The sequence below is a fragment of the Brachybacterium sp. 107 genome (assembly GCF_052379725.1).
Classification (GTDB): Bacteria; Actinomycetota; Actinomycetes; order Actinomycetales; family Dermabacteraceae; genus Brachybacterium.
Genome location: NZ_JBQSYW010000001.1, coordinates 53,112 through 77,545 on the forward strand (window position 1 = coordinate 53,112; position 24,434 = coordinate 77,545).

The following is a 24,434-nucleotide window of genomic DNA, read 5'->3' on the forward strand; positions in this document are numbered from 1 at the left end:
ATCCGCGGCTGATCCGATGACCCTTCAGGCCGCGCCGTGCAGCTCTGCGGCAAGCGCCTCATCCACGCGGGCGTGCAGCTTCGTGCCCTCCATGACGTGCTCCTCGGAGAGCACCTCGCCGGTGGTGTGCGCGCGGGCGACCAGATCACCGCGCGAGTACGGCACCAGCACGTCGACCTCGACCGCAGGACGCGGGAGTCGCTCGGCGATCAGGTCGCGCAGCTCCTCGATGCCCATGCCGGTCCGTGCCGAGACCACGATCGAGTCCTCGACCTGGCTGCGCAGGCGGGCGATCGTCTCGGGCCCGGCGAGGTCGGCCTTGTTGAGCACGATGATCTCGGGCACATCGAATCCGTCGACCTCGCCGAGCACCGTCCGGACAGCCGTGATCTGGCCCTCGGGGTCCGGATGGGAGGCGTCGACCACATGCAGCAGCAGATCCGAGTCGCCGACCTCCTCGAGGGTCGAGCGGAAGGCCTCCACCAGCTGCGTGGGCAGGTGCCGCACGAAGCCGACGGTGTCGGCGAAGGTGAACTCACGGCCGTCCGGGGTGGTGGAGCGGCGCACCGTCGGGTCGAGGGTCGCGAAGAGGGCGTTCTCCACGAGGACCCCGGCCCCGGTGAGCCGGTTGAGCAGGGAGGATTTGCCGGCGTTGGTGTAGCCGGCGATCGCGACGGCCGGTACCTGGCTGCGCCGGCGGTCGGCCCGCTGGGCCTCGCGTCCCGGGGCCATCGCCTTGATCTCCCGACGCAGCTTGGACATCCGGTCGCGGATCCGGCGACGATCCAGCTCGATCTTGGTCTCGCCGGGGCCGCGCGAGCCCATCCCCGCACCGGCACCGCCCACCTGGCCGCCTGCCTGCCGGGACATCGAGTCGCCCCAGCCGCGCAGTCGCGGCATCAGGTACTCGAGCTGCGCGAGCTCGACCTGCGCCTTGCCCTCGCGGGACTTGGCGTGCTGGGCGAAGATGTCCAGGATCAGCGCGGTGCGGTCGATGACCTTCACCTTGACGATGTCCTCGAGCGCGCGGCGCTGACCAGGGCCGAGCTCGCCGTCCGCGATCACGGTGTCGGCGCCCGCGGTGGCGACGATCTCGGCCAGCTCGGCCGCCTTGCCCTTGCCCAGGAAGGTCGCGGGGTCGGGGTGGGCACGACGCTGCAGCACGCCGTCGAGCACCTCGGACCCCGCCGTCTCGGCGAGCGCGGCCAGCTCGAGCAGGCTGGTCTCCGCCTCCTCGGTGTTCCCCGAGGTGTAGAGACCCGCCAGCACGACGCGTTCGAGCCGGAGCTGACGGTATTCGACCTCGCTGACGTCCTCGAGCTCGGTGGAGAGCCCGGCGACGCGGCGCAGCGCCTGACGGTCGGCGAGATCGTACTGCTCCCCGTCGGACGAGGAGTCATGGGTGGTGGACGCGGCGGAGGCTGCACTGCGGGAGAGGATCCGCTGGGTCAGCGCATCTCGTCGGCCATCGGCCGGCGTGGTCTCCTCCGGGGCGGCCGGGGTGCCTGCGCTGTCGGTGTGCGCCGCGGCCCCGGTCCCTCCCGTGGTGGTCCCGTCGACGTCGGTGTCGGAGTCGGGTTCGGGATGGAAGGCGATGGGCACGGTGGGGGAACTCCTCGAGGTGGGGGACGAACTGTTCTGACCAGAGTCGCACGCTCCTGGACCGGGGTCGAGGGATTTTGCGGCGAGCGGAGAGAGCCGCTGCGCACCGGCGCGCACGGGGAGCGCTCCTCGGCCGCCGAAGTCCGTATCCTGCTCAGGTGGACGAGCACTATTTCACCCCTTCTCCGACGACCGATGCCCGGCGGTTCCCGCTCCGGGTGCGACTGGCCGGTCGCGACCTCGACCTGGTCTCCAGCGCCTCCGTGTTCAGCGGTCACGGCCTCGACAAGGCGACCGCCGTGCTCCTGAACCGGCTCGACGAGATCACGATGCCGCCGGCGCGGGCACGGATCCTCGACCTCGGGTGCGGCTGGGGACCGATCGCCCTGACCGCGGGGATCACGCATCCTCATGCCGAGGTGTGGGCGGTCGACGTCAGCGAGCGAGCTCGTGAGCTCACGGCGGAGAACGTCGAGCGGGCAGGCCTCACGAACGTGCGCGTCGTCTCCCCGGACGAGGTACCGGCCGATCTGGAGCTCGACGCGATCTGGTCGAACCCGCCGATCCGGATCGGCAAGCCTGCCCTGCATGCGCTGCTGCTGGAGTGGACCGGCCGCCTCGCCCCGGTGGGCACTGCCGCGCTGGTGGTCGGCAAGAACCTCGGAGCGGATCCGCTGGCTCGCTGGCTCGGCGAGCAGCTGCCCGACCGCGAGGTCGCGAAGGTCGCGAGCGCGAAGGGCTTCCGGGTGCTCGAGGTGGGTCCCGTCAGACCAGGGTGACGCCGTCGGCGACGAGCTCGGCCGGCCCGGTGAGCGTGACCTCGCCCGTCACGGTCCATCCCACCTGCAGGCGCCCACCGGGCACATCGACGGTCCAGGGCTGCGCGCTGGTGTCCCCGGCGCGCAGGGCCGCTGCCACGGCCGTCGCCGCGACCCCGGTCCCGCAGGAGCGGGTCTCCCCCACCCCGCGTTCGAACACCCGCATCGCCACGTGCCGGGACCCGCGCTCGACGACGAGCTCGATGTTGGCGTCGGCGGGCGGTTCGGGGTCCAGGGACGGCCGGTGCGTCAGGTCGAGCTGTTCGAGGTCGATCCCCTCCGGGAGGAAGGCGACGGCGTGCGGGTTGCCCATGTCGACGTCCGTGACCGGGAGCGCCTGCCCCTCGATCTCGACGGTGCGCGCCCCCTGGGCGGCCGAGCTCGCCCCCATGCCGATGCGCACCGACCAGGGAGCACCGTCCCTGTCCGGGCGCTCGAGGACGTCGATCGATCGCACCCCGGCGCGGGTCCAGACGGCGAAGCTGTCCTCGTGCACGTGCCCCGCACGCAGCAGATGCGCAGCGAGCACGCGGACCCCGTTGCCGCACATCTCCGCGATCGAGCCGTCGGCATTGCGGTAGTCCATGAACCATTCCGGGGCATCCGCCGGGGCATCGATCCCCGCGGCGCGGGTGCGCACGGCGCGGATCACTCCGTCGCCGCCGATGCCGGCCCGGCGGTCCGTGAGGGCGATGACGGCCTGCGGGGACAGCTCGAGGACACCGTCCGGATCGTCCAGGATGACGAAGTCGTTCTCGGTGCCGTGGCCCTTGGTGAAACGCATGCTGTCGGTCATGGGTCGAGCCTATGCCGCCGCGGGCCCGTCCGGACCGCCCGCATCCTGGATCACGTGCAGGGCCCGCTCGAGAACGGCGTCGCCGTCGCCGTGCGGGTCCGGGGAGGCGTCGACCCACCGGACCCTGAGGTCACGGCGGAACCAGGTGTCCTGCTTGCGCACCAGGCGGCGCGTCCCGATGATCGTCGCCTCGATCGCGTCCTCGCAGCTCATCGTCCCGTCCAGCACGGCCAGGGCCTGTTCGTAGCCGATCGCGCGTCGCGCGGTGCGGCCCTGCTCCAGTCCTCGGCCGCGCAGAGCACGGACCTCGTCCAGCAGCCCGAGCTCGACCATCGTGCGGACCCGGCGCTCGATGCGGTCGTGCAGATCGGCTCGCTCGAGGCTCAGACCGATCTGCACGGTGCCGGGGTCCGCGTAGACCGGTCGCGGCAGGAAGGCGGCGAAGGGACGACCGGTCAGCTCGCCGACCTCCAGGGCGCGCACGATGCGTCGGGTGTCCCCCGGGCCGATCTTCGCCGCGGCCTCAGGATCCCGGCGTGCCAGCTCGGCGTGCAGCGTGGCCGTGCCGTGCTCCGCTGCACGTGCCTCGAGGTGGGCACGGGTGTCCGCGTCCGTGGGCGGGAACTCGATCTCGTCGAGGGCAGCGCGCACATAGAGGCCCGAGCCGCCCACCAGTATCGGTCTCCTCCCCCGGGAGCGGATCTCCGCGATCGCCTCGCGCGAGGCCGCCTGATACGCGGAGACGCTCGCCTCCTGGGTCACCTCCAGGACGTCGAGCTGGTGATGGGGCACCGCATCGCGCTCGGCACGGGTCACCTTCGCGGTGCCGATGTCCATGCCCCGATAGAACTGCAGTGCGTCGGCGTTGATGATCTCGCCGTCGAGCTGCCGGGCCAGCGCGATCGCCAGATCCGACTTCCCGGTCGCCGTGGCCCCGACGACGGCGACCACCGGGAGCGGGGCGTGACCTGCGCGGAGACCCGTCCGATGCGAGGAGGGATCGCGCCGCGCGGTCGCAGGATTGTCCATGCGCGGCAGACTACCTGCACCGATGACGAGGGTCAGCCGAATCACGCCTGGTCGCAGGCTGGTTCCCCGGGGAAGGGAGTAGGGTGAGCCGCGGCCCTGCACCGCCGGGCGCTCCACCACGACTACTGCATTGCCTGAGGTTGGAAGTGACTGCACCGCACGAGTCCCCCGCACTGCCGGATTCGACTCACGGACTCGCCCCGATGTCCATGGCCCGCATCGAGCAGAGCCTTGCTCGGCACGGATATGCCTTCGTCGAGGACGATGAGCACCCGGAGATCCTCCGGGCACGCTTCGATGACTACCGGTTCCAGTTCATGCTGTCCGGCGAGGAGCAGGCTGTTCTGCAGACCCGTGGCCGCTGGAGCCATTCGGTGGACTTCTCCCGCAAGGTCGAGATGGTCAAGCTCTGCAACGAGTGGAACATGAACCGGATCTGGCCCAAGGTCTACGTGCGTCGTGAGTCCGAGGGGCTCCTCGGCGTCTACGGCGAGCTCGCAGCGGACTTCCGCGCGGGCGCTCTGGACTCCCAGGTCGACAGCGCGATCAAGTGCGGGCTGAGCACCGTGATCGCGTTCTTCCACAGCCTCGAGGAGCGGCTCGGCGCCGAGCTGGACGAGCTCGACGTCTGAGCCTGCGGTCCGCGGTTCCCACGGGCTCCGCACGCACACGAACGGCCGACGCCCTGCGGGGCGCCGGCCGTTCGTGTGCGTGGGCTCAGGGACGACGCAGGCTCGGCATGCCCAGGGTGATGGGCCCGGATGCCACGACGGCGCCACCCGTCCCGCATGAGGATCCGCCGCCCGCTCCGTCCGTCCCGGACTCCCAGGCATCCCCGGAGCGGGTCCGACGCACCGAGAACTGCTCCGGACCGGGCGATCCGCCCTCGGCGGCGAGCGCGCTGTCCGCGATGAGGTAGTAGGGCGCTGCGCGGGTGACCGTGGCGGTGACGAGATCCCCCGGGCGCGGCCTGTCCGCAGCGGGCAGATCGGGCGGGAGCGCGAGGTGGACCAGTCGATGATCGCGGGAGCGGCCGGAGAGGCGATGGGTCGTGCGATCCCGCTCCCCCTCCCCCTCGGCGACGAGCACCTCGACCACGCTGCCCTCGAGGCGGGAGTTCTCCTCGTAGGTGATCCGGTCCTGCAGCGCGGTGAGTCGCTCGTAGCGCTCCTGGACGACCTCCTTGGGGATCTGGTCCTCCATGGTCGCGGCAGGGGTGCCGGGGCGGATCGAGTACTGGAAGGTGAAGGCGCTGGAGAAGCGTGACGCCTCGACGACCTCGAGCGTGCGCTGGAAATCGTCCTCCGTCTCCCCGGGGAAGCCGACGATGATGTCGGTCGTGATCGCGGCCTCGGGGATCCGCTCGCGCACGCGCTCGAGGATGCCGAGGAACTTCCGGCTGCGATAGGAGCGCTTCATCTGGCGCAGCACGTCGTCGGATCCGGACTGGAGCGGCATGTGCAGCTGGGGCATGACGGTCGGGGTCTCGGCCATGGCGTCGATGACGTCGTCGGTGAACATGGCCGGATGAGGGGACGTGAAGCGCACCCGCTCGAGCCCGTCGACCTCCCCGCACGCCCGCAGCAGCTTCGCGAAGGCCCCGCGGTCGCCGAACTCGACGCCGTAGGAGTTCACGTTCTGCCCGAGCAGCGTGACCTCCAGGGCGCCGGAGGCCACCACGTCGCGCACCTCGGCGAGGATCTCCCCCGGCCTGCGATCCTTCTCCTTCCCGCGCAGCGAGGGCACGATGCAGAAGGTGCAGGTGTTGTTGCAGCCGACGCTGATCGAGACCCACGCCGCGTAGGAGGACTCCCGACGGGTGGGCAGCGTGGACGGGAACACCTCGAGGGATTCGAGGATCTCCACCTGCGCCTCGGTATTGTGGCGGGCGCGGTCCAGCAGGACGGGGAGCGAGCCGAGGTTGTGGGTGCCGAAGACGACGTCGACCCAGGGGGCGCGCTCGACGATCGCGGCGCGATCCTTCTGTGCCAGGCAGCCTCCGACCGCGATCTGCATCCCCGGGTTCGCATCCTTCGCCGGGCGCAGCGAGCCGAGGGTCCCGTAGAGCTTCTTGTCGGCGTTCTCGCGCACCGCACAGGTGTTGAAGACGATCACGTCGACCTCGCCGCGGCGGGCGTCGGCGCCCGGAGGTGCCGCCACGAACCCGGACTCCTCGAGCATCCCGGTGAGGCGCTCGGAGTCGTGGACGTTCATCTGGCAGCCGAACGTGCGCACCTGGTACGTGCCCCGCGGGGCACTGCGGGGGCCGACGGGCACGGCGGGGTCGAAGGCGAGGGAGCTGAGGGGCATAGTGCATCCAGGATACGGCGCATGCTCATGCCGATGAGGTCGACGCCTCCGGCGGCGCCCTCGTCACGCCGCTCGTCTCCCTGTCCGGCGTCCAGAAGCATTTCGGTGATCTGCATGCCCTCCAGGACATCGATCTCGAGGTGGCGGCCGGAGAAGTCGTGGTCGTGCTGGGCCCGTCCGGTTCCGGGAAGTCCACGCTGTGCCGCACCATCAACCGGCTCGAGACCACCGACGCGGGCGAGATCCGGATCGATGGCGAGCTCCTGCCCACGTCCGGGCCCGGGCTCGCGCGGCTGCGCTCCGAGGTCGGCATGGTGTTCCAGTCCTTCAACCTCTTCGCCCACAAGACCGTGCTGCAGAACATCACCGTGGCCCCCATCAAGGTCAAGGGGATCGGCCGCAAGGAGGCCGAGCGCACCGGCATGGAGCTGCTGGAGCGGGTGGGCGTCGCCGATCAGGCCGACAAGCTCCCCGCGCAGCTCTCCGGCGTGCAGCAGCAGCGCGTCGCGATCGCTCGCTCCCTGGCCATGGCTCCGAAGTTGATGCTCTTCGACGAGCCGACGTCCGCCCTGGATCCCGAGATGATCAGCGAGGTCATCGAGGTGATGACCGGGCTCGCGAAGGACGGCATGACGATGATCGTCGTCACGCACGAGATGGGCTTCGCTCGCCGCACCGCGGATCGTGTCGTGCTCATGGACGCCGGCCGCATCGTCGAAGTGCGCTCTCCCGGGGCGTTCTTCTCCGCTCCCGAGACGGAGCGCGCCAGGAACTTCCTCGGCAAGATCCTCGACCACTGACCCCTCGTCGGCCGCTCCCGCTCCCGTCCTCGTTCCCGCTCCACAGCACCAGCCACAGCACCCGCACCCGCACTGACCCTACGAAGGAGAACATCATGAGCAGGTCCCTGAACCGTCGTCTCTTCCTGACCGGCACCGTCGGCACCGTCGCTGCGGCCACCCTCGCCGCCTGTGGCGGCAGCGAGAAGGACGACGTCTCCGTCGCCGACGTCGAGGCCGGCGACTTCCCGGAGGGTTCGACCATGGCGAAGCTCAACGAGGCCGGCAGCATCAAGATCGGCACCAAGTACGATCAGCCGCTCTTCGGCCAGGCCGGCCCCGACGGCAAGCCGCTCGGCTTCGACGTCGAGATGGGCAAGATCATCGCCGGCGCGCTCGGCATCGACCCGGAGAAGATCGAATGGTCCGAGACCGTCTCCGCGAACCGCGAGCCGTTCCTCGAGGGCGGCCAGGTCGACATCGTCGTGGCGACCTATTCGATCACCGACACCCGCAAGGAGGTCGTGGACTTCGCCGGGCCGTACTACGTGGCAGGCCAGGCGCTCCTGGTGCTCGCGGACAACGAGGACGTCACCGGCGAGGACTCACTCGCCGGGAAGAAGGTCGCCTCCGTGGACGGGTCCACCCCGGCCCAGTACATCCTGGACAACCACCCCGACGCCGAGCTGGTCCCCTTCGACACCTACTCCAAGTGCGTCGCGGCGCTGACCAACGGCCAGGTCGACGTCGTCACCACCGACAACGTCATCCTCGCGGGGTTCAAGGAGGCGGATCCTGACAAGCTCAAGCTCGTCAACGACGGCGAGACCTTCACCGAGGAGCCGTACGGCATCGGCCTGGCGAAGGGCGACGACGACTTCCGAGCCTTCCTCAACGACACCATCCAGGCGGCCTACGACGACAGGTCCTGGGCGAAGGCCTGGGAGGGCACCGCCGGTTCCGTGCTCCCGACCCCGGAGCCGCCGGAGCTCGACCGCTACTGACCGCTGCTGACCGGTCCGTCCCTGTCCCCTCCCGCCCTGTTCCTTCCTTTTCCCATCCCCATCCCAACCCATCCCCATCCCATCGGGCCGGCCTTCTGAGCCGGCCCGACGACCTGCCAGGAGTCGCCCGTGGGTACCTTCGTCATCGAGCACGAGATGCTGTGGACCGCGTTCACCACGACGCTGACCCTCGCCGCGCTCTCCGGCGTCATCTCGTTGGTGGCCGGAACGCTGATCGCCGGGACGCGGGTCTCGCCGTATGCCCCGCTGCGGGCACTTGCGACCGGCTACACGGAGCTCCTGCGGAACACACCGCTGACGATCGTGTTCTTCTTCTACGTGTTCGTGACCCCGTCGATGGGGTTCACCGTGGGCTACAAGGTGGCGGCGGTGATCGCACTGTCCTGCTACACCACGGCGTTCGTCGCCGAGGCAGTGCGCTCGGGCATCAACTCGGTCGCGGTGGGTCAGGCGGAGGCGGCCCGCTCCCTGGGCATGTCGTTCCGGCAGAACCTGACCATCGTGGTGCTCCCCCAGGCCCTCCGGACCGCGATCCCGCCACTGATCAGCGTCTTCATCGCACTGGTGAAGAACACCTCGGTGGCAGGCGCCTTCAGCGTCTTCGAGCTGTTCGCGATGTCACGCCGCCTGACCAACGTGTACTCCGCCGATGTCCTCGCGATCCTGCTCGGGGTGGCCCTGTGCTACCTCGTCATCTGCATCCCGCTGGGCCAGCTGGCCGGGCACCTCGAGCGGAAGGTGGCGTTCGCCCGATGAGCACCAGCGGACCTGTTCTCTATGACTCGCCGGTCCCGAGGAGCGGGCGCGTGAGCGCCGCATCTCCGTGGTCCTGACCATCGTGCTGGTGGCGATCGCCGTCGCGATCATCGTCCTCTTCGCCCGCAACGGCGTGTTCGATGACCGGTGGATGGTGCTGGTCGACGTCCCCACGAACTTCGCAGGGTTCGAGACCCGGCACGTGTGGCAGGCGATCTTCCGCGGCCTGGGCAACACGCTGCTGGCAGCGGTCATCGCCCTTCCGCTGGCTGCGCTGCTGGCGGTGGCGCTCGTGTCCGTGCGCGCCTCGAGGTTCGCCCCGCTGCGCTGGACGGCCACGGGGATCATCGAGGTGTTCCGTGGCCTGCCCGTCATCCTGGTGATGTTCTTCGGGATCCTGGTGCTCCCCGGGGCGAGCCCGTTGATGGCGGTGGTGTTCGGCCTGGTCCTGTACAACAGCGCGGTGTTCGCGGAGATCCTCCGTGCCGGAATCACGGCCCTGCCCGCAGGGCAGACCGAAGCCGCGCAGTCCGTGGGGATGGGCTCGTTCCTGATCTATCGCGACATCCAGCTCCCGCAGGCCGTGCGCATGATGCTCCCGTCGCTGATCGCCCAGGGAGTCGTGCTGGTCAAGGACTCCTCGCTCGGCTACATCGTGGGCTATGCAGAGCTGCTGCGTGGGGTGAGCCGGGTCTCGGACGCCCTGACGAATGCGGCCTACCTGCTCCCGTTGCTGGCGGTCGGTGCGGCGGTGTACATCGCGCTGAACATCTCCCTCTCGCGCCTCGCGGTGTGGGTGCAGCGTCGCAGCAGCCTCGCCCGCAGGGCTCCGGCCCGAGCCGCCGTCGTCGGCGCGCCGCCCGTGCCGTGAGTCCGGCACCTGCGGCGATGGGACCAGTCGCCGGCAGGATCAGTCGCCAGCAGAGTCAGTCGCCAGCAGGATCAGTCGCCGGCAGGGCCAGTCGCCAGCAGGACCAGACGCCAGCAGAGTCAGTCGCCGGCGGGGTCTGCTGCCGCTCGCAGCTCCGCGGCGATGACCTGCACCGCCAGGGAGCCTGGGTAGCCCTTCCGGGTGAGCAGCGCATCGAGGCGGCGGGAGAGCCGCCGACGATGGCTGCCGTCGCGTTCGCTGCGCAGCTGCTCGCGATCGCGGTACCCGATCCGCGAGCGCACCAGGTCCCGGCAACGCATCTCCTCGTCGTCCTCCCCGCTGCCCAGGGCGTCCTCGATGAGGTCGGACTCCACACGCCTCCGGGCGAGCTCCCGGCGCAGCGCCTCGTCCCCCAGGGCGCGCACAGAGCGCCGCTGTGTCACCCACTCGCGGGCGAAGGCGGCATCGTCGATGAGATCTGCTCGCTCGATGCGCGCCATGACCTCGTGGGCGATGTCTGCGGGGACCTCGCGCTGGACGAGCCGGTCACGCATCTCCCCGGCAGACCGCTTGCGCAGCGACAGCAGGCGCATGAGATATCGGCACTCGTGGACGATCGCCTTCTCCCGCGCGGCATCGTACGGGTCGGGCGCCTGCCGCGGGGCGTCGAGGATCTGCCGCGTCCGCTGGGAGAGATCGCCGCGGATCTCCGAGGCGGTCTGCATCTCACCAGGATCGGCAGCGGTGGGAGTCATGCCCTTCTGAGCACGACTCCCGCCGACGTCGACCTGCGAGTACGCCATGGATCAGATCGTGGCGGGGACGTCTTCGTCAAGGAACTCGTCCTCGGCGAGGGGCGCGTCGATCGGGTCGATCGCGTCGTCCTCGGGCGCCGCCTGCTCGGCCGCGTACTTGCCGACGCCGAGGGTGCGCAGGATCTTCTCCTCGATCTCCACGGCCAGGTCCGTGTTGTCCTTGAGGAACTGGCGGGAGTTCTCCTTGCCCTGACCCAGCTGGTCACCCTCATAGGTGAACCATGCACCGGACTTGCGCACGATGCCATGCTCGACGCCGAGGTCGATCAGACCGCCCTCGCGGGAGATGCCCTCGCCGTACAGGATGTCGAACTCGGCCTGCTTGAAGGGCGGGGCCATCTTGTTCTTGACGACCTTGACCCGGGTGCGGTTGCCCACGGAATCGGTGCCGGTCTTCAGGGTCTCGATCCGACGGATGTCCATGCGCACGGACGCGTAGAACTTCAGCGCCTTGCCACCGGTGGTGGTCTCGGGGCTGCCGAAGAAGACACCGATCTTCTCGCGCAGCTGGTTGATGAAGATCGCGGTGGTCCCGGAGGCGGACAGCGCGCCGGTGAGCTTGCGCAGCGCCTGCGACATGAGACGGGCCTGCAGGCCGACGTGGGAGTCGCCCATCTCGCCCTCGATCTCCGCCTTCGGGACCAGGGCGGCCACCGAGTCGATGACCACGACGTCCAGAGCACCGGAACGGATCAGCATGTCGGTGATCTCGAGCGCCTGCTCACCGGTATCCGGCTGGGAGACGAGCAGCGCGTCGGTGTCGACACCGAGCTTCTTCGCGTACTCGGGGTCCATCGCGTGCTCGGCATCGATGAAAGCAGCGATGCCTCCGTTGCGCTGGGCGTTGGCCACCGCGTGCAGCGCGAGCGTGGTCTTACCGGACGACTCCGGTCCGTAGATCTCGACGATGCGGCCGCGGGGCAGGCCGCCGATGCCGAGTGCGGCGTCCAGCGCGACGGACCCGGTGGGGATGACCTCGACCGGCGGCCGGGTGTCGTCTCCCAGGCGCATGATCGAGCCCTTGCCGAACTGGCGGTCGATCTGTGCGAGCGCGTTGTCCAGCGAGGAGCCACGATCCTTCGCGGTGGACCTCGTGACGGCGGGCTTCGAAGACTTCGGTGCAGCCATGTGCTTGGTTCCTTCCAGGGGGCCGGTGGGCCGACGTATTGACCGTACGGCCACAGTAAGCGGGGCCCCCGACATTCGCCGCCGCCCTGCACCCCCTGTGGAAGACCGGGGTGTGGGGAGGAAAGGCGAGTTCGCGGATGTCGTGCCGGGTGACCGTCGAGAACCACTGTACCGAACAGGCGTTCGAATGCGCGACCTCATCGCCCGTGTCGCGGCGTGTCGGTCACGGTGGCGCGCGCACCCGTCCAGCGGCGTGCCCGCAACGGTCAGCGTTGGCGCTGCTCCAACGGCACTTCCCAGCGACGGGACTCGGGGATCTCCATCGCATCGCACAGCGTCACCCAGACCCGGCGCACGGGAACCCCGTGCTCGAGCGCCTGCTCGGCGGTCATGCCGCCGGCTCCCTCGAGCACGAGGTCCCGGACATACGTTCCTGCGAGGACCGGGCCGAACACGTGGTCGGCCAGTTCCGTGAACTCGCTGCGACGCACCTCAGTGGGCACCGACCAGCGGGCTCGCATCGTCGGCGAGACCCTCGGGCACGGTGTCGGGGATGCTCACGTTCTCGGAGACGGCGATCCGGTCGGACACCTCGCGCAGCACGAAGGACAGCGGGAGACCCAGGGCATCGGTCACGGAGACCAGCAGCTCGCTGGAGGCCTCCTTCTGGCCGCGCTCGATCTCGCTGAGGTAACCCAGGGACACGCGGGCATCGGAGGACACCTGACGCAGCGTGCGTCCCTGGTTGCGGCGCGCATCGCGCAGGACGTCGCCGAGCTCCTGACGGAACAGGACCATGGCCTTGCCTCCCTTCCTCTGGTTGAACTGGTGGAACACCTCGGGGGTGCGGTGCAGAGAAGTCATCACGTCCAGAACAACGCCCGACACCTCAAGAGTGTTCCCCAGAGTGTAGTGGCCTCGATCCCAGGGATCCCTGAGAGGTCTGCACAGCGGGACCGTCCGCGCGGGTCCCGACGCAGAACGCGTTGACCTGCACGGGGTCTCAGCTCGGGAGCTCCTCGGCGAGCATCTGGATCGCGAGGTCGACGGTCGTGGCCCGGATCCGCGCCCTGCCTCCGCTGAGATGCAGTTCACGGCTGGAGGCCGGGCCGTCTCGTCGGGCCAGTCCCAACCAGACGGTGCCCTCCGCCGCGCCGCGGTCATCAGGACCGGGCCCGGCCACGCCCGTCGTGGCGATCGCGAGGTCGGCGTCATACAGCGCGAGCGCTCCCTCCGCCATGGCCTCGGCGACCTCGGCATTGACGGCGCCGCGCTCCTGGAGCAGCCCCTCGTCCACGCCCAGCACACGGGTCTTCGCCGAGTACGAGTAGCAGGCGGCGCCGCCCGCGATCACCGCGCTCGCCCCGGGGACGTCCACCAGGCGGGCCACCACGGCACCTGCCGTGAGCGACTCGGCCGTGGCGATCATCAGCCCGCGCTCCGCGGCCCGGGCGATGACCGCCTCCGGGCCGATGCTCACGACGCGCCGCCCGCGAGGGCCTCACGGCGCAGACGAAGGCCGTCCTTGAGGTTCACGAGACCGGACCAGACGGTCAGCACCACGGCGAGCAGCACCAGGGCCAGTCCGATCCACCGGGCCGGCTCCCACCACAGCTCGAAGGGGATCAGGCAGAAGGTGATCGCGATGGTCTGGACCATCGTCTTCGCCTTGCCGGCCATGTTCGCCGGCAGGGCGCCGTACTTGAGGATCGTGAAGCGCATGACGGTGATGCCGATCTCGCGCACCAGGATCAGGATCGTCATCCACCACGGCACGTACTCCCAGATCGAGAGCATGATGAGCGCCGCGCCCGTCATCGCCTTGTCGGCGATGGGGTCGACGATCTTGCCGAAGTCGGTGATGAGGTTCCGGCTCCGCGCCAGATATCCATCGAGGAAGTCCGTGATCATCGCGACCACGAAGACGGCCGCCACCAGCAGACGGCCGGGGACGGTGTCCGGGTACATGACCGCGAGCACCACCAGCAGCGGAACCATCGCGCACCGCACCATCGTGAGGATGTTGGCGATGTTCCACAGCGGCACCGGCTCCGTGCGGGGTGTGGTCATGATGCTCCTGTGCTCGCGGGGTGGAATAGGGCCGGACGGTCGAGGAACTCGCGCTCCGGGTCGGGTGACGGGACGGGACGGGAGCTCAGCGCCCGGTGAGGCTCCAGGCGTCCTCGCTGTCCTCGCCGCCCTCGTCGTCGTAGTAATCGGTCGCGGGCACGGAGCCGTCGTCGGCCAGCGGATCGGAGCCGTACCGGTCCTCCGTGCCGGCGGCCGTGGCGCCCTCGGGATCCGGCGCGTCCTGTGCGTCGGACTCCTCGAGGTCCACCGCCTGATCCGCGCCGTACGGCTGATCGGCGTCCTCCTCGGGGACGTCCTCTCCGCGGATGCGGGCGATCGCGGAGGCGAGGTCGTCCGGGTGGATCATCACGTCGCGCGCCTTGGACCCCTCCGAGGGGCCGACGATCTCGCGGGACTCCAGCAGGTCCATCAGGCGACCCGCCTTGGCGAAGCCCACACGCAGCTTGCGCTGGAGCATCGAGGTGGAGCCGAACTGCGTGGTGACCACGAGCTCCGCGGCCTGCAGCAGCACGTCGAGATCGTCGCCGATGTCGTCGTCGATCTGCTTCTTGGCCGCGACGACCTGGACGTCCTCGCGGTAGTTCGGCTTCATCTGGGTCTTCACGTGGTCGACGACCTTGTGGATCTCCGACTCGTTGACCCAGGCGCCCTGCACGCGCATCGGCTTCGCCTTGCCCATCGGGTGGAACAGGGCATCGCCCTGGCCGATCAGCTTCTCGGCGCCGACGGAGTCCAGGATGACGCGCGAGTCCTGCAGCGACGAGGTCGAGAACGCGAGGCGGCTGGGCACGTTGGCCTTGATGATGCCGGTGACGACGTCGACCGACGGGCGCTGGGTGGCCAGGATCAGGTGGATCCCGGCGGCACGCGCGAGCTGGGTGATGCGCTGGATCGAGGCCTCGACGTCGCGCGGGGCGACCATCATGAGGTCGGCGAGCTCGTCGACCACGACCAGCAGGTACGGGTAGGGGGCGAGCCGTCGCTCGCTGCCCGCGGGCAGCTTCACCTCGCCGGCCCGCACCGCCTTGTTGAAGTCGTCGACGTGCTTGTACCCGAAGGCGGCGAGGTCGTCGTACCGGGCGTCCATCTCCTTCACCACCCACTCGAGGGCCTCGGCGGCCTTCTTCGGGTTGGTGATGATCGGCGTGATCAGGTGAGGGATGCCCTCGTAGATGCTCAGCTCGACGCGCTTGGGATCGACCAGCACCATGCGCACCTCCTCCGGCGTGGCGCGCATGAGGATCGACGTGATCATCGAGTTCACGAAGACCGACTTGCCGGCGCCGGTGGCGCCCGCGACCAGGAGGTGGGGCATCTTGGCGAGGTTCGCGATGACGTATCCGCCCTCGACGTCCTTGCCCACGCCCATCACGAGGGGGTGCTCGGTGCGGCGCGCGACCGAGCTGCGCAGCACGTCGCCGAGGACGACGGTCTCGCGGTCGGTGTTGGGGATCTCGATGCCGATGGCCTTCTTGCCCGGGATCGGCGAGAGGATGCGCACGTCGGAGCTCGCCACGGCGTACGAGATGTTCTTGTCCAGGGCCGTGACCTTCTCGACCTTGGTGCCCGGAGCGAGCTCGACCTCGTAGCGCGTGACCGTCGGTCCGCGGGAGAAGTCGACCACCTTGGCGTTGACGTTGAACTGCTCGAATACCTCCTCGAGCGCAGCGACCACCTGGTCGTTGGCCTCCGAGCGGGTCTTGTGCGGTGCGCCCTCCAGGAGGAAGGACGAGTCCGGCAGCGTGTACACGACGTCGCCGGCCAGTTCGAGCTGCTCGCCGGCGCGCGGCAGATCGCCCATCGGCGGGTGCACGAGATCCGGCTTCTCCTCCGCCGCGGGCTTGGTGGGCACGGCCTTGGTCGCAGCGGGTGGGCTCGCGACCGGCGCCTTCGCAGCAGCGGTCGGCATCGGGGTGGTCGCGCCGGCAGCAGCAGGGTCGCCCTTGCCGGGGAAGGTCTTGGCCCGGTTGTTCTCGTCCTCGACCACGTCGAAGACCTCCGCGGAGTCGGCCTTCGCAGCCCGCTTCGCGCGGGAGCCCCGGCCCTTCTTCGCCTCGGCCGCGGCGGCCGCCTCGGCACTGACGCCCTGCTCGAAGGCTTCGTCGCCCGCGTAACCGAAGTTCTCGTGGTCACGGGCGGCCTCGTCCTCGGCCTTCTCCCGGCGGCTGCGGCGACGCGGCCGGCCGGCGGACTGGGCCTGGGTGGCCTGCTCGTGGACCGCGGGGTCGACGCGGCGGGGGCGCAGACCGAGGGCGACGCGCTCGGCGTCCTCCTCCTCGCTGCTGCCCACCATCACGTCGTACACGCCGCGCAGGCGCGATGGGATCGACTCCACGGGCGTCGCGGTGAGCACCAGAACGCCGAAGGCGATCACCACGGAGTGGATGACGATCACGGCGACCGGCGGGAGCAGGGCCTCGAGCGGGGCCGCGGCGAGATAGCCGAGCACCCCTCCCCCGCGCGCCAGGGCGTCGATGCCGTCCGCCGGAGCGGGGAGCCGGGCCGAGACGGAGGCGATCGCCGAGATCGCGGTGAGGAGCAGGAGGATCCCGATCGCGATGCGGCTGTTGGCGCGCACCTGGTCGGGACGGCGGAACATGCGCATCGCCCATCCGGCCGCGAGCAGCGGGATCACCATGGAGGAGATGCCGAAGGTCCCGGCCACCACGGTGTGCACGGCGCCGAACACGGGGCCGGTGGACTGCCACCACTCGACGACGGCCACCAGGGCCGCGAGGAGGAGGAGGAACAGCGCATAGCCGTCCCGTCGCTGGTCGGGCGCGACCTCCCAGCGTGCGACGCCGATCGAGCGGACCAGGCCGCCGATCATCCGGGCGATCGCCAGATAGCCGGAGCGCACTGCGCGCACCGGCAGAGGGAGCGTCGACGGATCGTGGGCAGCGGAACCGGCGGTACGCGAGGTACCGGCGGACGAGCTCCGGGACGAGCCTTTCGACGCACGTGCGGGGGAAGACGTACGTGTCGCCATGCCACCCAGGGTACCGCTCGGTCCCTGTTCGACCCGGGAGGCGGCGCGGCGGCCCGTCGCACCGGGCGTATCTCACCCCGAATTCACACCGTTCTCACGCTGTCTGCGGGAGGTCGCGGCGTGGAACGGAGCTCACCGCGAGGTCACAAGGGGCGGCGGGACGGATCGCACGGCGGGATGCCGTCGGCCGCATCGAGCGCGGCAGCGAGGGCGCGCAGCTGGTCCGCGTCGGCCGGGACGTGCGGGCCGCGCATCGCGGCATGGGGCAGGACCCCCTGCAGGGCGAGCGCCGCCTTGGCCGCGACGGCGCCGGGGAGCCGGCTCATGATCGCCTCGACCAGCGGGACCAGGCGGCGATGCGCCTCGAGCGCGCCCGCGAGGTCGGAGCGGTCCACGGCGTAGACCATCTGCTTCTCGAACTCGGCCGCCACCTGGCCGACGACCGACACCACGCCGGAGGCGCCGATCGAGAGCCACGGGAGGTTCAGGGCGTCCTCGCCGGAGTAATACGCCAGCCCGGTCTCGGCCATCACCCTGCTGGCCTGCTGCAGATCGCCCTTGGCGTCCTTGACCGCGAGGATGCGTTCGTGCTCGCCCAGACGCAGGAGGGTCTCGTAGGCGAGCGGGATGCCCGTGCGCCCCGGGATGTCGTAGAGCATGACCGGGAGGTCGGTCGCGTCGGCGATCGCAGTGGTGTGGGCGATCACCCCTGCCTGGCTGGGCTTGGAGTAGTAGGGCGTGACGACGAGCAGGCCGTCGAGCCCTTCGAGCTCGGCATGGGCCCGCGCCAGATCGATCGAATGGGCGGTGTCGTACGTGCCCACCCCGGCGACGACCTTGACCTCGGGCCCGACGGCGGCGCGCACGGCGCGCGCCAGCTCGAGCTTCTCGACGTCGGTGAGCGCGGGCGCCTCACCCGTGGTGCCCGAGACGACGATGAGGTCGTTGCCATGCTCGCTGATGTGCACCGCGAGCTTCTGGGCGGCGTCGAGGTCGATCCCGTGGCCGTCCTGCGTCAACGGCGTGACCACAGCGGTCCCCACCGCGCCGAAGGGCCTCGCGGGGCGCGTGTCGGTGCTGGTCATGATCTCCTCCCAGAGATGTCCTGATCCCAGGAGCCTAATGCAGGCCCTGTCCTGCTCAGCGCCGTGACGCGACTCCGAGATCCACGAGGATCGCCAGCGGGGTGCGCTGACGGCCCTGGCCGAGGGGGTTGTCCGCGAAGGTCGCCTCGAGGCGTTCGTTCGGGGTGTCGACATCCGATCCCAGCACGTTGCGGCCGATGTCGTTGGCGTCCATGACCACGGTGCCCACGAAGCTGTCGCGCAGCGCCGCCGGGATGTCCGCTCCGCGGATCGCCGCGGAGATCTTCGCCGAGACGGCGTCCGGATCCTTCGGGGGCAGCTTCGCGGAGACGTTGGACGGGAAGGCGGAGTACGGCGTGGGGCCGTCGATCGCCCGCACGTTCGCGCCGACGACCTCGTAGAACAGGCCGCGCTTGCCGATGACCTTGCCGGCCGCGCCGGCGGCCGAGGCCGCCACGACGCGGGGCAGGCCGACCTCGCGGATCGCGAGCTCCATCGTGGTGGGGTCGCCCAGGCCGATGCCGGCGGGGGTGCGGGTGACGAAGCGGCTGAGGACCTTCGCCGACCGACGGGGTTTGATCTCCCAGGTGAACCACGAGCGGCCCTGCGTGATGGCGATGATCTTCTCGCTGATCACGAAGTACCACGGGGACCCGTCGGGCACGACGTCCGCGGGCAGGGACGCCGCGAAGCTCTCGACCCGCTCCCGCGCGAGCGACTCGACATCGTCCCCGCGGGCAACCAGAGCGGTCTGCAGAGGCAGACGGCGCCAGGTGCGGCCGTCGGACTCGGAGAGGAGGTCGAGTTCCTTGCCCGGGTTGGCGACGTAGTCGCTCTTGGGCTCCTCCTCGACCTCGGGCTGCTTGTCAACGGCGACGGGGGCGACGGCGGCCGCGGAGGCCAGCGCCGACTGCTCGTCGGCGGCGGCCCGATCACCCAGGGCTCGCATGGAGCCCTCGGTGTCGTCGAAGAAGGTGCGCATCCACAGCTCGACGTTCAGCAGGCGCCAGAACATCATCGTGCCGTGGTTGCCGGGGTTCGCGATGTAGTCCTCGAACAGGGCGACGACGCTGGGGGCGTCGAAGTAGGGGCGGCTCGCGAAGGACTCGGAGGCGAAGATGTCCATCAGTTCCGGGGCGATCGTGCGGAACCACTCCCCCTCCGGGGTGGTGAAGCCGATCTTGTTGCGGCGCTTGGAGATCATGTCGGGCAGGATCCCGTCCATGGCCTCGCGCAGGATCCGCTTGTTCCATCCGTCGTGGATGATCGCGGACTCGTCGAGCGAGAACAGGAACTTCAGCAGCTCCTTGTCGACGAAGGGGACACGTCCCTCGATGCTGAAGCGCATCGTGTTCTTGTCCTCGTAGCGCAGCAGCGAGGGCAGCGAGGAGCGGAAGGTGTCCTCGAGCAGGCGCTCCTTGATGTCGTCCTGCACGGAGGTGACCTTCTCGGAGCTGTGCTCGGAGACGAAGCCGGAGTTCAGCAGCGCCTCGATCGGCACCGAGGTGCGCCCGGAGTACTTGGTGCGCGCGAGCTTGCGGAGGATGTCGCGCGAGCCGACGATCTCGCTCGCGAGCTCCTTGAAACGCTTCTGCCGACGCAGCTGACGCAGGTAGACGTAGAAGTACGGGTTGTACCCGGCCATCATCTCGTCGGCGCCCTGACCGTCCAGGAGCACGGTCACGTGCTGGCTGGCCTCGCGCATCACCGCGTACTGGGCGTACGGCCCAGTGGAGATGATCGGCTCCTCCTGGGTGCGCACGAAGTCGCGCAGGTCCTCGAGGAAGGCGTCCGGCTGGGGGTGGATCTTGTGCGCCGTGATCTGGCCCGCGTTGTCGCTGAGCAGCTTGTCGACGTAGGCCTCCTCGTCGTTCGAGGAGTTCGGGAAGACGGCCGAGAAGGTGTTCTGACGGCTGCCGACGGCGCTGAAGTTCTCGTCCTGGGGCTGCTCGCGCAGGTGACGGGCGATCACGGCGGCGACCGCGGAGGAGTCCAGCCCACCGGAGAGGGACGTGCCGACGGGGACCTCGGACTGCAGACGCAGCCGGACCGACTCCTGGAAGCGCTCGCGGTACTCGTCGACGACCTCCTGGCTGTACGGGCGGCTGGGTCGCTCGGCGATCTCGCGCAGCTCCTCCTGGAGCCGGGTGAAGGAGCTGACCGAGGTGCCGTCGGCGCGGATCTCGAGGACCTCGCCCGCCATGAGGCGGCGCACGCCGCGGAAGAAGGTCTGCGAGTCGTCGTCCTGGACGCGGAACTTCAGGTACCGGTACACGGCGCGGTCGTCCGGTGCGGCCTCGAAGCGCTGCGCCGCGAGCAGTGCACGGATCTCGGAGCCGAACAGGACCTGGGGGCGTCCCCCGGTGCCCACGGTGCTCTCGTCGACCCAGTAGTAGAGGGGCTTGATGCCGAAGTGGTCCCGCGCCACGGTGACCGTGCCGGTCTGCGCGTCGTGGATCGCGAAGGCGAACATGCCGTTGAACCGGTCGTAGGCAGCGGTGCCCCATTCGGCGTGCGCCTCCAGGAGCACCTCGGTGTCCGAGTCGGTGCGGAAGGTGTGGCCCAGCTCCTCGAGCTCGGCACGCAGCGGCAGGTAGTTGTAGGTCTCGCCGTTGTACACGATCGTGTAGCGACCATCGGCGGTGGTCATCGGCTGCGCGCCGCCGGCGACGTCGATGATCGAGAGCCGTCGGTGGGCCAGACCGGTCTCACCGTCGACGAAGAGGCCTTCGCCGTCCGGCCCGCGGTGGGCCAGGGCGCTGTTCATCCGTCGGGCGATGCCCTCGGTGTCGGCACCGAATCCGTAGCTTCCGGAGATTCCGCACATGGGAGGGGTCCTTTCGAAGGGGACGGCTCCGATCCGCGGCGGCGTCGCGTCGGGGCGACGCGGACACCGGATCCGCCCGGCACCCGTGGACGGCGTGCGGACCGGGATCGGCCGCCTGAGCCTATCAACGCCGGAGACCTGCACAGAGCAGGCGCGGCGTGACGTTCAGCTACCGCGTCGGGCCAGCACCAGGTCGTCGCCCTCGGCCCGGATCTCCAGGTCGTCCAGCGAGGTGACCAGGGCGTCCGCGAGCGGCGACAGCTCGGCGGCCGGGGTGGTGCTCGTCACGGCGACCGTGCGCGCACCGGCCTCGGTGCCGGAGAGCAGCCCGCCCACGGAGTCCTCGAGCACGATGCTCTGCGCGGGGTCGACCGCGAGGCGTCGTGCACCGAGCTGGTACGGCTCCGGATCCGGCTTCCCTCGGCTCACCTGGTCCGCGGTGACCATCTTCGCGGGCACCGGCAGTCCGGTGGTGGACCATCGCGCCTCGAACAGCGGGGCGGTGCACGAGGTCACGATCGTCCAGGTGGGGCGACCGAGCACTCGTGCCGCCTCATCGAGCTCGCCCAGCAGACGCTCGGTGCCCGGCAGCGTCACGATCGATCCGACGTCGGCGATCTCGAGCGCCTCGACCCGGGCATGGGCCGCGGCGAGCTGATCGGCGTCGAGCTCCGGCAGCAGCTCGGTGAGGACCTGACGGGCGGGCTTCCCGTGCTGGGCGTGACCGAACTCGAGGTCCGTCCCGAGCTCGCGCAGCAAGGTGTTCCAAGCGCGCTCCACCGCGGGCCCGGAGTCGATGAGGGTGCCGTCCATGTCGAGCAGGAGGACCTTCGCGCGCAGCGGGAGCGCGTCGCCGGGCGTGGTCTGGGCGAGGGGGTCCGAGGTGGCCGTCATGGCGTCACGATCTCACATCGAGGACCGGACACGAAAGCAACGTCCGCCCAGGTGACCGTACAGTGAACACCATCATGACCACTGCTTCACCCGGCACTGCCCCGGAGAGTCCCGGCGCCGCGCTCCCGGTGCGCAGGATCCGTCGCACAGGGCTCTCGATCGGCCTCGCCACCGGGCTGTACGGGATCTCCTTCGGTGCCCTGGCCACCTCCTCCGGGCTCGACGTCTGGCAGGCGATGGTGCTCTCCGCCGTGATGTTCACCGGCGGCAGCCAGTTCGCCTTCATCGGGGTGATCGGAGGCGGCGGATCCGCTCTCGGCGCCGCTGCGGCCTCGGTGCTGCTGGGCGTGCGCAACACCCTCTACGGCCTGATCCTCGCCCGCTCCCTCCCCCGCCACGGATGGAAGGGACTGGCCCGGGTGCAGCTGACGATCGACGAGTCCGCGGCCCTGGCCGCCTCCGGCAGCGATGAGCAGGAGAGACGGGCAGGGTTCTGGGCGGCCGGGGTGTGGGTCTATGTCTTCTGGAACCTGTTCTCCCTGATCGGGGCGTTCGCCGGGCAGTACGTCGCCGACCCCCGCGCCTGGGGGCTGGATGCTGCGGCCGCCGCGGCGTTCCTCGCCCTGCTGTGGCCACGACTGCGATCGCTCGACGCGGTCGCGATCGCCGTCGCCGCCGCCTTCCTCGCGCTCGTGACCACGCCGTCGCTGCCTGCGGGGCTCCCGGTCCTGGCCGCGGCCCTGGTCGCCGTGCTCGCGGGGCTGCTGCCCACGCGCCGCTCCGGAGGACCCGAGGGGCACAGGATGCCTTCCACGTCTCCCGAGGCGTCCGCGGCTCCCGAGGCTTCTGCGCCTCCCGAGGCGTCCGTGTCTCCCGACCCGCAGCCCCGAGCGGAGGACAGGCGATGACCATGCTCTGGATCGCGGTGATCGCCGCGTCCGTGCTGTCCTTCGGGCAGAAGTGGCTGGGCTACCAGGCACCGCCCGACGTCCTGGACCGGCCGCGGGTCGCCCGGATCACCACGCTGCTGCCGATCGCCCTGCTGGGCGCTCTGGTCGCCACGCAGACGGCCACCAGCGGCACCGAGATCGTGCTCGATGCCCGCCTGGTCGCGATCGCCGTGGCGGCGGTGCTCCTGCTCGCGCGAGCCCCGTTCCTCGTGGTCGTGATCGCCGCGGCGGTCGCGGCCGCCGGCCTGCGCGCCCTCGGCTGGGCCTGATCAGGCCCTCGGCTGGGCCAGATCAGCGACCGGATCCCGCCCCGCGAGCACCAGTCTTCCGAACGCCGGCCGTCCGAGCATCCGCCCGACGGGCATCCGCTCGACGGGCATCGATGGCTTGCCGGGTCGCCATGCGGGCGGCCTTGCGGTCATGCAGCGCGTCGTACGCCAGAGCGAGACGGAACCATGCGGTCCACTCCTGCTCGCCAGCGGCCCGACGACCGCTGTCCTCTGCGCCCGTGTCCTGGCCCGTGTCCTGCGGGCCGCCGTCCTGCAATGCCGCCCTGGCGGCCTCGAACTCGGCACGCGGATCCTCGGCGTCGGCGTCCGCCGGGGGCTCATAGCGGCGGGCCAGGTCACCAGCAGCGATCCCGAAGAGCACCTCCCGCCAGGTCACCCAGACGGTCAGCCCCAGCAGGATGACGATCCCCAGGGCGAGGCCATAGCCCAGTGCGCTCCCGGCGCGCACGAAGCCCCACGCGATCCAGCCCAGCCCCCAGCAGTACGCCGCGGTGATCAGCAGGAGCGCGACGACGACGATCTTCTGACGCATCGAGGTCCCCGCTCAGCCGAGCTCGAGGTAGCCGTCCAGGCCCACCGTGAGGCCCGGGTGCGCAGCGACCTCGCGCACACCCAGGAGCACACCGGGCATGAAGCTGGCGCGGTCGAAGGAGTCGTGGCGGAGCTGGAACTGCTCCCCCGGGCCGCCGAACTGGACCACCTCATGGGCGACCAGGCCGCGCTGGCGCACCGCATGCACGTGGATCCCGTCCACGACCGCACCGCGAGCGCCGTCCGGATCCTTCTGGGTCGCATCGGGCACGGGACCGAGACCGGCGGCCCCTCGCCCGCGGGCGATCGCTGCAGCGGTGTGGCGCGCGGTCCCCGAGGGGGCGTCGAGCTTGTCCGGGTGGTGCATCTCGATGATCTCGGCGCTGTCGTAGTAGCGCGCGGCGACCTCGGCGAAGCGCATGGCGAGCACGGCCCCGATCGCGAAGTTGGGGGCGATCAGCACGCCCACCTCATCGTCGGCACTCTCGAGCTGCGCGCGCAGGTCCCCGAGGGCCTCCTCGGTCCAGCCGGTGGTGCCGACCACGGCATGGATGCCGTGGTCCACGAGCCACCGCACGTTCTGGGCGGTGACGGCCGGGACGGTGAGGTCCACGGCGACCTGCGCGCCGACGTCGGTGAGGGTGGAGAGCTCGTCGTCGCGGCCGAGCGCGGCGACCAGCTCGAGGTCCGACGCCTCGTCGACGGCGCGGCAGGCCTCGGAACCCATGCGACCGCCGGCGCCGATCACGGCGACGCGCAGGGGGGTCTTGTCAGTGCTGGTCATGAGGTGCTCCTCGACGGATCGGAGTAGGTGGAGGGTCGGAGTAGCTGGAGTAGCTGGTGGTCGG

Annotated in this window: 24 protein-coding genes; 8 read left to right on the forward strand and 16 right to left on the reverse strand. The window is 70.2% G+C overall.

The window, feature by feature from the left end:
* Nucleotides 1-24 precede the first annotated feature (24 nt).
* Nucleotides 25-1,602: a GTPase HflX gene (gene hflX / locus ACT3UL_RS00225; protein WP_444575987.1), complete on the reverse strand. Its 1,578-nt coding sequence runs from the start codon at nt 1,600-1,602 to the stop codon at nt 25-27.
* 158 nt (nt 1,603-1,760) lie between these two features.
* Here hflX and ACT3UL_RS00230 point away from each other — a divergent pair, with 158 nt between their 5' ends.
* Nucleotides 1,761-2,381 carry a class I SAM-dependent methyltransferase gene (locus tag ACT3UL_RS00230; RefSeq protein ID WP_444575988.1) on the forward strand — a complete coding sequence of 207 codons (621 nt, stop codon included), beginning with the start codon at nt 1,761-1,763 and terminating at the stop codon, nt 2,379-2,381.
* Here ACT3UL_RS00230 and dapF read toward each other — a convergent pair.
* A complete protein-coding gene (gene dapF, locus ACT3UL_RS00235) occupies nt 2,368-3,216 on the reverse strand; it encodes a diaminopimelate epimerase (RefSeq protein WP_444575989.1) in 849 nt (282 codons plus the stop codon). The genes ACT3UL_RS00230 and dapF overlap by 14 nt on opposite strands.
* A gap of 9 nt (nt 3,217-3,225) precedes the next feature.
* On the reverse strand, nt 3,226-4,245 hold the full coding sequence (gene miaA / locus ACT3UL_RS00240) for a tRNA (adenosine(37)-N6)-dimethylallyltransferase MiaA (RefSeq protein ID WP_444575990.1): 1,020 nt from the start codon (nt 4,243-4,245) through the stop codon (nt 3,226-3,228).
* A 146-nt stretch (nt 4,246-4,391) separates the two neighbouring features.
* Between miaA and ACT3UL_RS00245 the strand changes: the two genes are divergently transcribed.
* The gene (locus ACT3UL_RS00245) at nt 4,392-4,877 is read left to right on the forward strand and encodes a YbjN domain-containing protein (protein WP_444575991.1); all 486 of its coding nucleotides are present in this window, start codon (nt 4,392-4,394) and stop codon (nt 4,875-4,877) included.
* Between the two features lie 85 nt (nt 4,878-4,962).
* Here the strand turns inward: ACT3UL_RS00245 and miaB are convergent, their stop codons facing one another.
* Entirely contained in the window at nt 4,963-6,555 is a 1,593-nt protein-coding gene (gene miaB, locus ACT3UL_RS00250) for a tRNA (N6-isopentenyl adenosine(37)-C2)-methylthiotransferase MiaB (RefSeq protein ID WP_444575992.1), read from the reverse strand.
* A gap of 80 nt (nt 6,556-6,635) precedes the next feature.
* On the opposite strand from miaB, the gene ACT3UL_RS00255 reads away from it, so the two are divergent.
* The 4 genes from ACT3UL_RS00255 (at nt 6,636) to ACT3UL_RS00270 (ending at nt 9,986) form a co-directional block, all read left to right on the forward strand.
* On the forward strand, nt 6,636-7,355 hold the full coding sequence (locus ACT3UL_RS00255) for an amino acid ABC transporter ATP-binding protein (protein ID WP_444576543.1): 720 nt from the start codon (nt 6,636-6,638) through the stop codon (nt 7,353-7,355).
* A gap of 95 nt (nt 7,356-7,450) precedes the next feature.
* Nucleotides 7,451-8,338 carry a glutamate ABC transporter substrate-binding protein gene (locus tag ACT3UL_RS00260; RefSeq protein WP_444575993.1) on the forward strand — a complete coding sequence of 296 codons (888 nt, stop codon included), beginning with the start codon at nt 7,451-7,453 and terminating at the stop codon, nt 8,336-8,338.
* A 156-nt stretch (nt 8,339-8,494) separates the two neighbouring features.
* Nucleotides 8,495-9,115, forward strand: a complete 621-nt coding sequence (locus ACT3UL_RS00265; RefSeq protein ID WP_444576544.1) for an amino acid ABC transporter permease — start codon at nt 8,495-8,497, stop codon at nt 9,113-9,115.
* 67 nt (nt 9,116-9,182) lie between these two features.
* On the forward strand, nt 9,183-9,986 hold the full coding sequence (locus tag ACT3UL_RS00270) for an amino acid ABC transporter permease (protein WP_444575994.1): 804 nt from the start codon (nt 9,183-9,185) through the stop codon (nt 9,984-9,986).
* A gap of 119 nt (nt 9,987-10,105) precedes the next feature.
* On the opposite strand, the gene ACT3UL_RS00275 is transcribed toward ACT3UL_RS00270, so the two are convergent.
* From ACT3UL_RS00275 to ACT3UL_RS00320, 10 genes are all read right to left on the reverse strand, one after another.
* Entirely contained in the window at nt 10,106-10,789 is a 684-nt protein-coding gene (locus tag ACT3UL_RS00275) for a regulatory protein RecX (protein WP_444575995.1), read from the reverse strand.
* Nucleotides 10,790-10,792: 3 nt separating this feature from the next.
* Nucleotides 10,793-11,929, reverse strand: coding sequence for a recombinase RecA (recA, locus tag ACT3UL_RS00280; RefSeq protein WP_444575996.1), 1,137 nt, complete (start codon nt 11,927-11,929; stop codon nt 10,793-10,795).
* Between the two features lie 266 nt (nt 11,930-12,195).
* On the reverse strand, nt 12,196-12,420 hold the full coding sequence (locus tag ACT3UL_RS00285; RefSeq protein WP_444576545.1) for a DUF3046 domain-containing protein: 225 nt from the start codon (nt 12,418-12,420) through the stop codon (nt 12,196-12,198).
* 1 nt (nt 12,421) lies between these two features.
* The gene (locus ACT3UL_RS00290; protein ID WP_193116355.1) at nt 12,422-12,727 is read right to left on the reverse strand and encodes a helix-turn-helix domain-containing protein; all 306 of its coding nucleotides are present in this window, start codon (nt 12,725-12,727) and stop codon (nt 12,422-12,424) included.
* A gap of 205 nt (nt 12,728-12,932) precedes the next feature.
* Nucleotides 12,933-13,409 (reverse strand): CinA family protein, encoded by a 477-nt coding sequence (locus ACT3UL_RS00295; protein ID WP_444575997.1) that lies wholly within the window; start codon nt 13,407-13,409, stop codon nt 12,933-12,935.
* Nucleotides 13,406-13,999 carry a CDP-diacylglycerol--glycerol-3-phosphate 3-phosphatidyltransferase gene (gene pgsA / locus ACT3UL_RS00300; RefSeq protein ID WP_444575998.1) on the reverse strand — a complete coding sequence of 198 codons (594 nt, stop codon included), beginning with the start codon at nt 13,997-13,999 and terminating at the stop codon, nt 13,406-13,408. Before pgsA ends, ACT3UL_RS00295 begins: the two co-directional genes overlap by 4 nt.
* 85 nt (nt 14,000-14,084) lie before the next feature.
* Complete coding sequence (locus ACT3UL_RS00305) at nt 14,085-16,889, reverse strand: DNA translocase FtsK 4TM domain-containing protein (protein ID WP_444575999.1); 2,805 nt, start codon at nt 16,887-16,889, stop codon at nt 14,085-14,087.
* Nucleotides 16,890-17,152: 263 nt separating this feature from the next.
* On the reverse strand, nt 17,153-18,094 hold the full coding sequence (dapA, locus tag ACT3UL_RS00310) for a 4-hydroxy-tetrahydrodipicolinate synthase (protein ID WP_444576000.1): 942 nt from the start codon (nt 18,092-18,094) through the stop codon (nt 17,153-17,155).
* 55 nt (nt 18,095-18,149) lie between these two features.
* Nucleotides 18,150-20,921 (reverse strand): asparagine synthase (glutamine-hydrolyzing), encoded by a 2,772-nt coding sequence (gene asnB, locus ACT3UL_RS00315; protein ID WP_444576001.1) that lies wholly within the window; start codon nt 20,919-20,921, stop codon nt 18,150-18,152.
* A 165-nt stretch (nt 20,922-21,086) separates the two neighbouring features.
* Nucleotides 21,087-21,815, reverse strand: coding sequence for an HAD-IA family hydrolase (locus ACT3UL_RS00320; protein ID WP_444576002.1), 729 nt, complete (start codon nt 21,813-21,815; stop codon nt 21,087-21,089).
* A gap of 74 nt (nt 21,816-21,889) precedes the next feature.
* On the opposite strand from ACT3UL_RS00320, the gene ACT3UL_RS00325 reads away from it, so the two are divergent.
* Together ACT3UL_RS00325 and ACT3UL_RS00330 are read left to right on the forward strand one after the other, a co-directional pair.
* On the forward strand, nt 21,890-22,723 hold the full coding sequence (locus tag ACT3UL_RS00325; RefSeq protein ID WP_444576003.1) for an AzlC family ABC transporter permease: 834 nt from the start codon (nt 21,890-21,892) through the stop codon (nt 22,721-22,723).
* Nucleotides 22,720-23,034 carry an AzlD domain-containing protein gene (locus tag ACT3UL_RS00330; protein ID WP_444576004.1) on the forward strand — a complete coding sequence of 105 codons (315 nt, stop codon included), beginning with the start codon at nt 22,720-22,722 and terminating at the stop codon, nt 23,032-23,034. Before ACT3UL_RS00325 ends, ACT3UL_RS00330 begins: the two co-directional genes overlap by 4 nt.
* 22 nt (nt 23,035-23,056) lie before the next feature.
* On the opposite strand, the gene ACT3UL_RS00335 is transcribed toward ACT3UL_RS00330, so the two are convergent.
* The gene (locus tag ACT3UL_RS00335) at nt 23,057-23,587 is read right to left on the reverse strand and encodes a hypothetical protein (protein ID WP_444576005.1); all 531 of its coding nucleotides are present in this window, start codon (nt 23,585-23,587) and stop codon (nt 23,057-23,059) included.
* 12 nt (nt 23,588-23,599) lie between these two features.
* Nucleotides 23,600-24,370 carry a 4-hydroxy-tetrahydrodipicolinate reductase gene (dapB, locus tag ACT3UL_RS00340; RefSeq protein WP_444576007.1) on the reverse strand — a complete coding sequence of 257 codons (771 nt, stop codon included), beginning with the start codon at nt 24,368-24,370 and terminating at the stop codon, nt 23,600-23,602.
* Between the last annotated feature and the right edge of the window lie 64 nt (nt 24,371-24,434).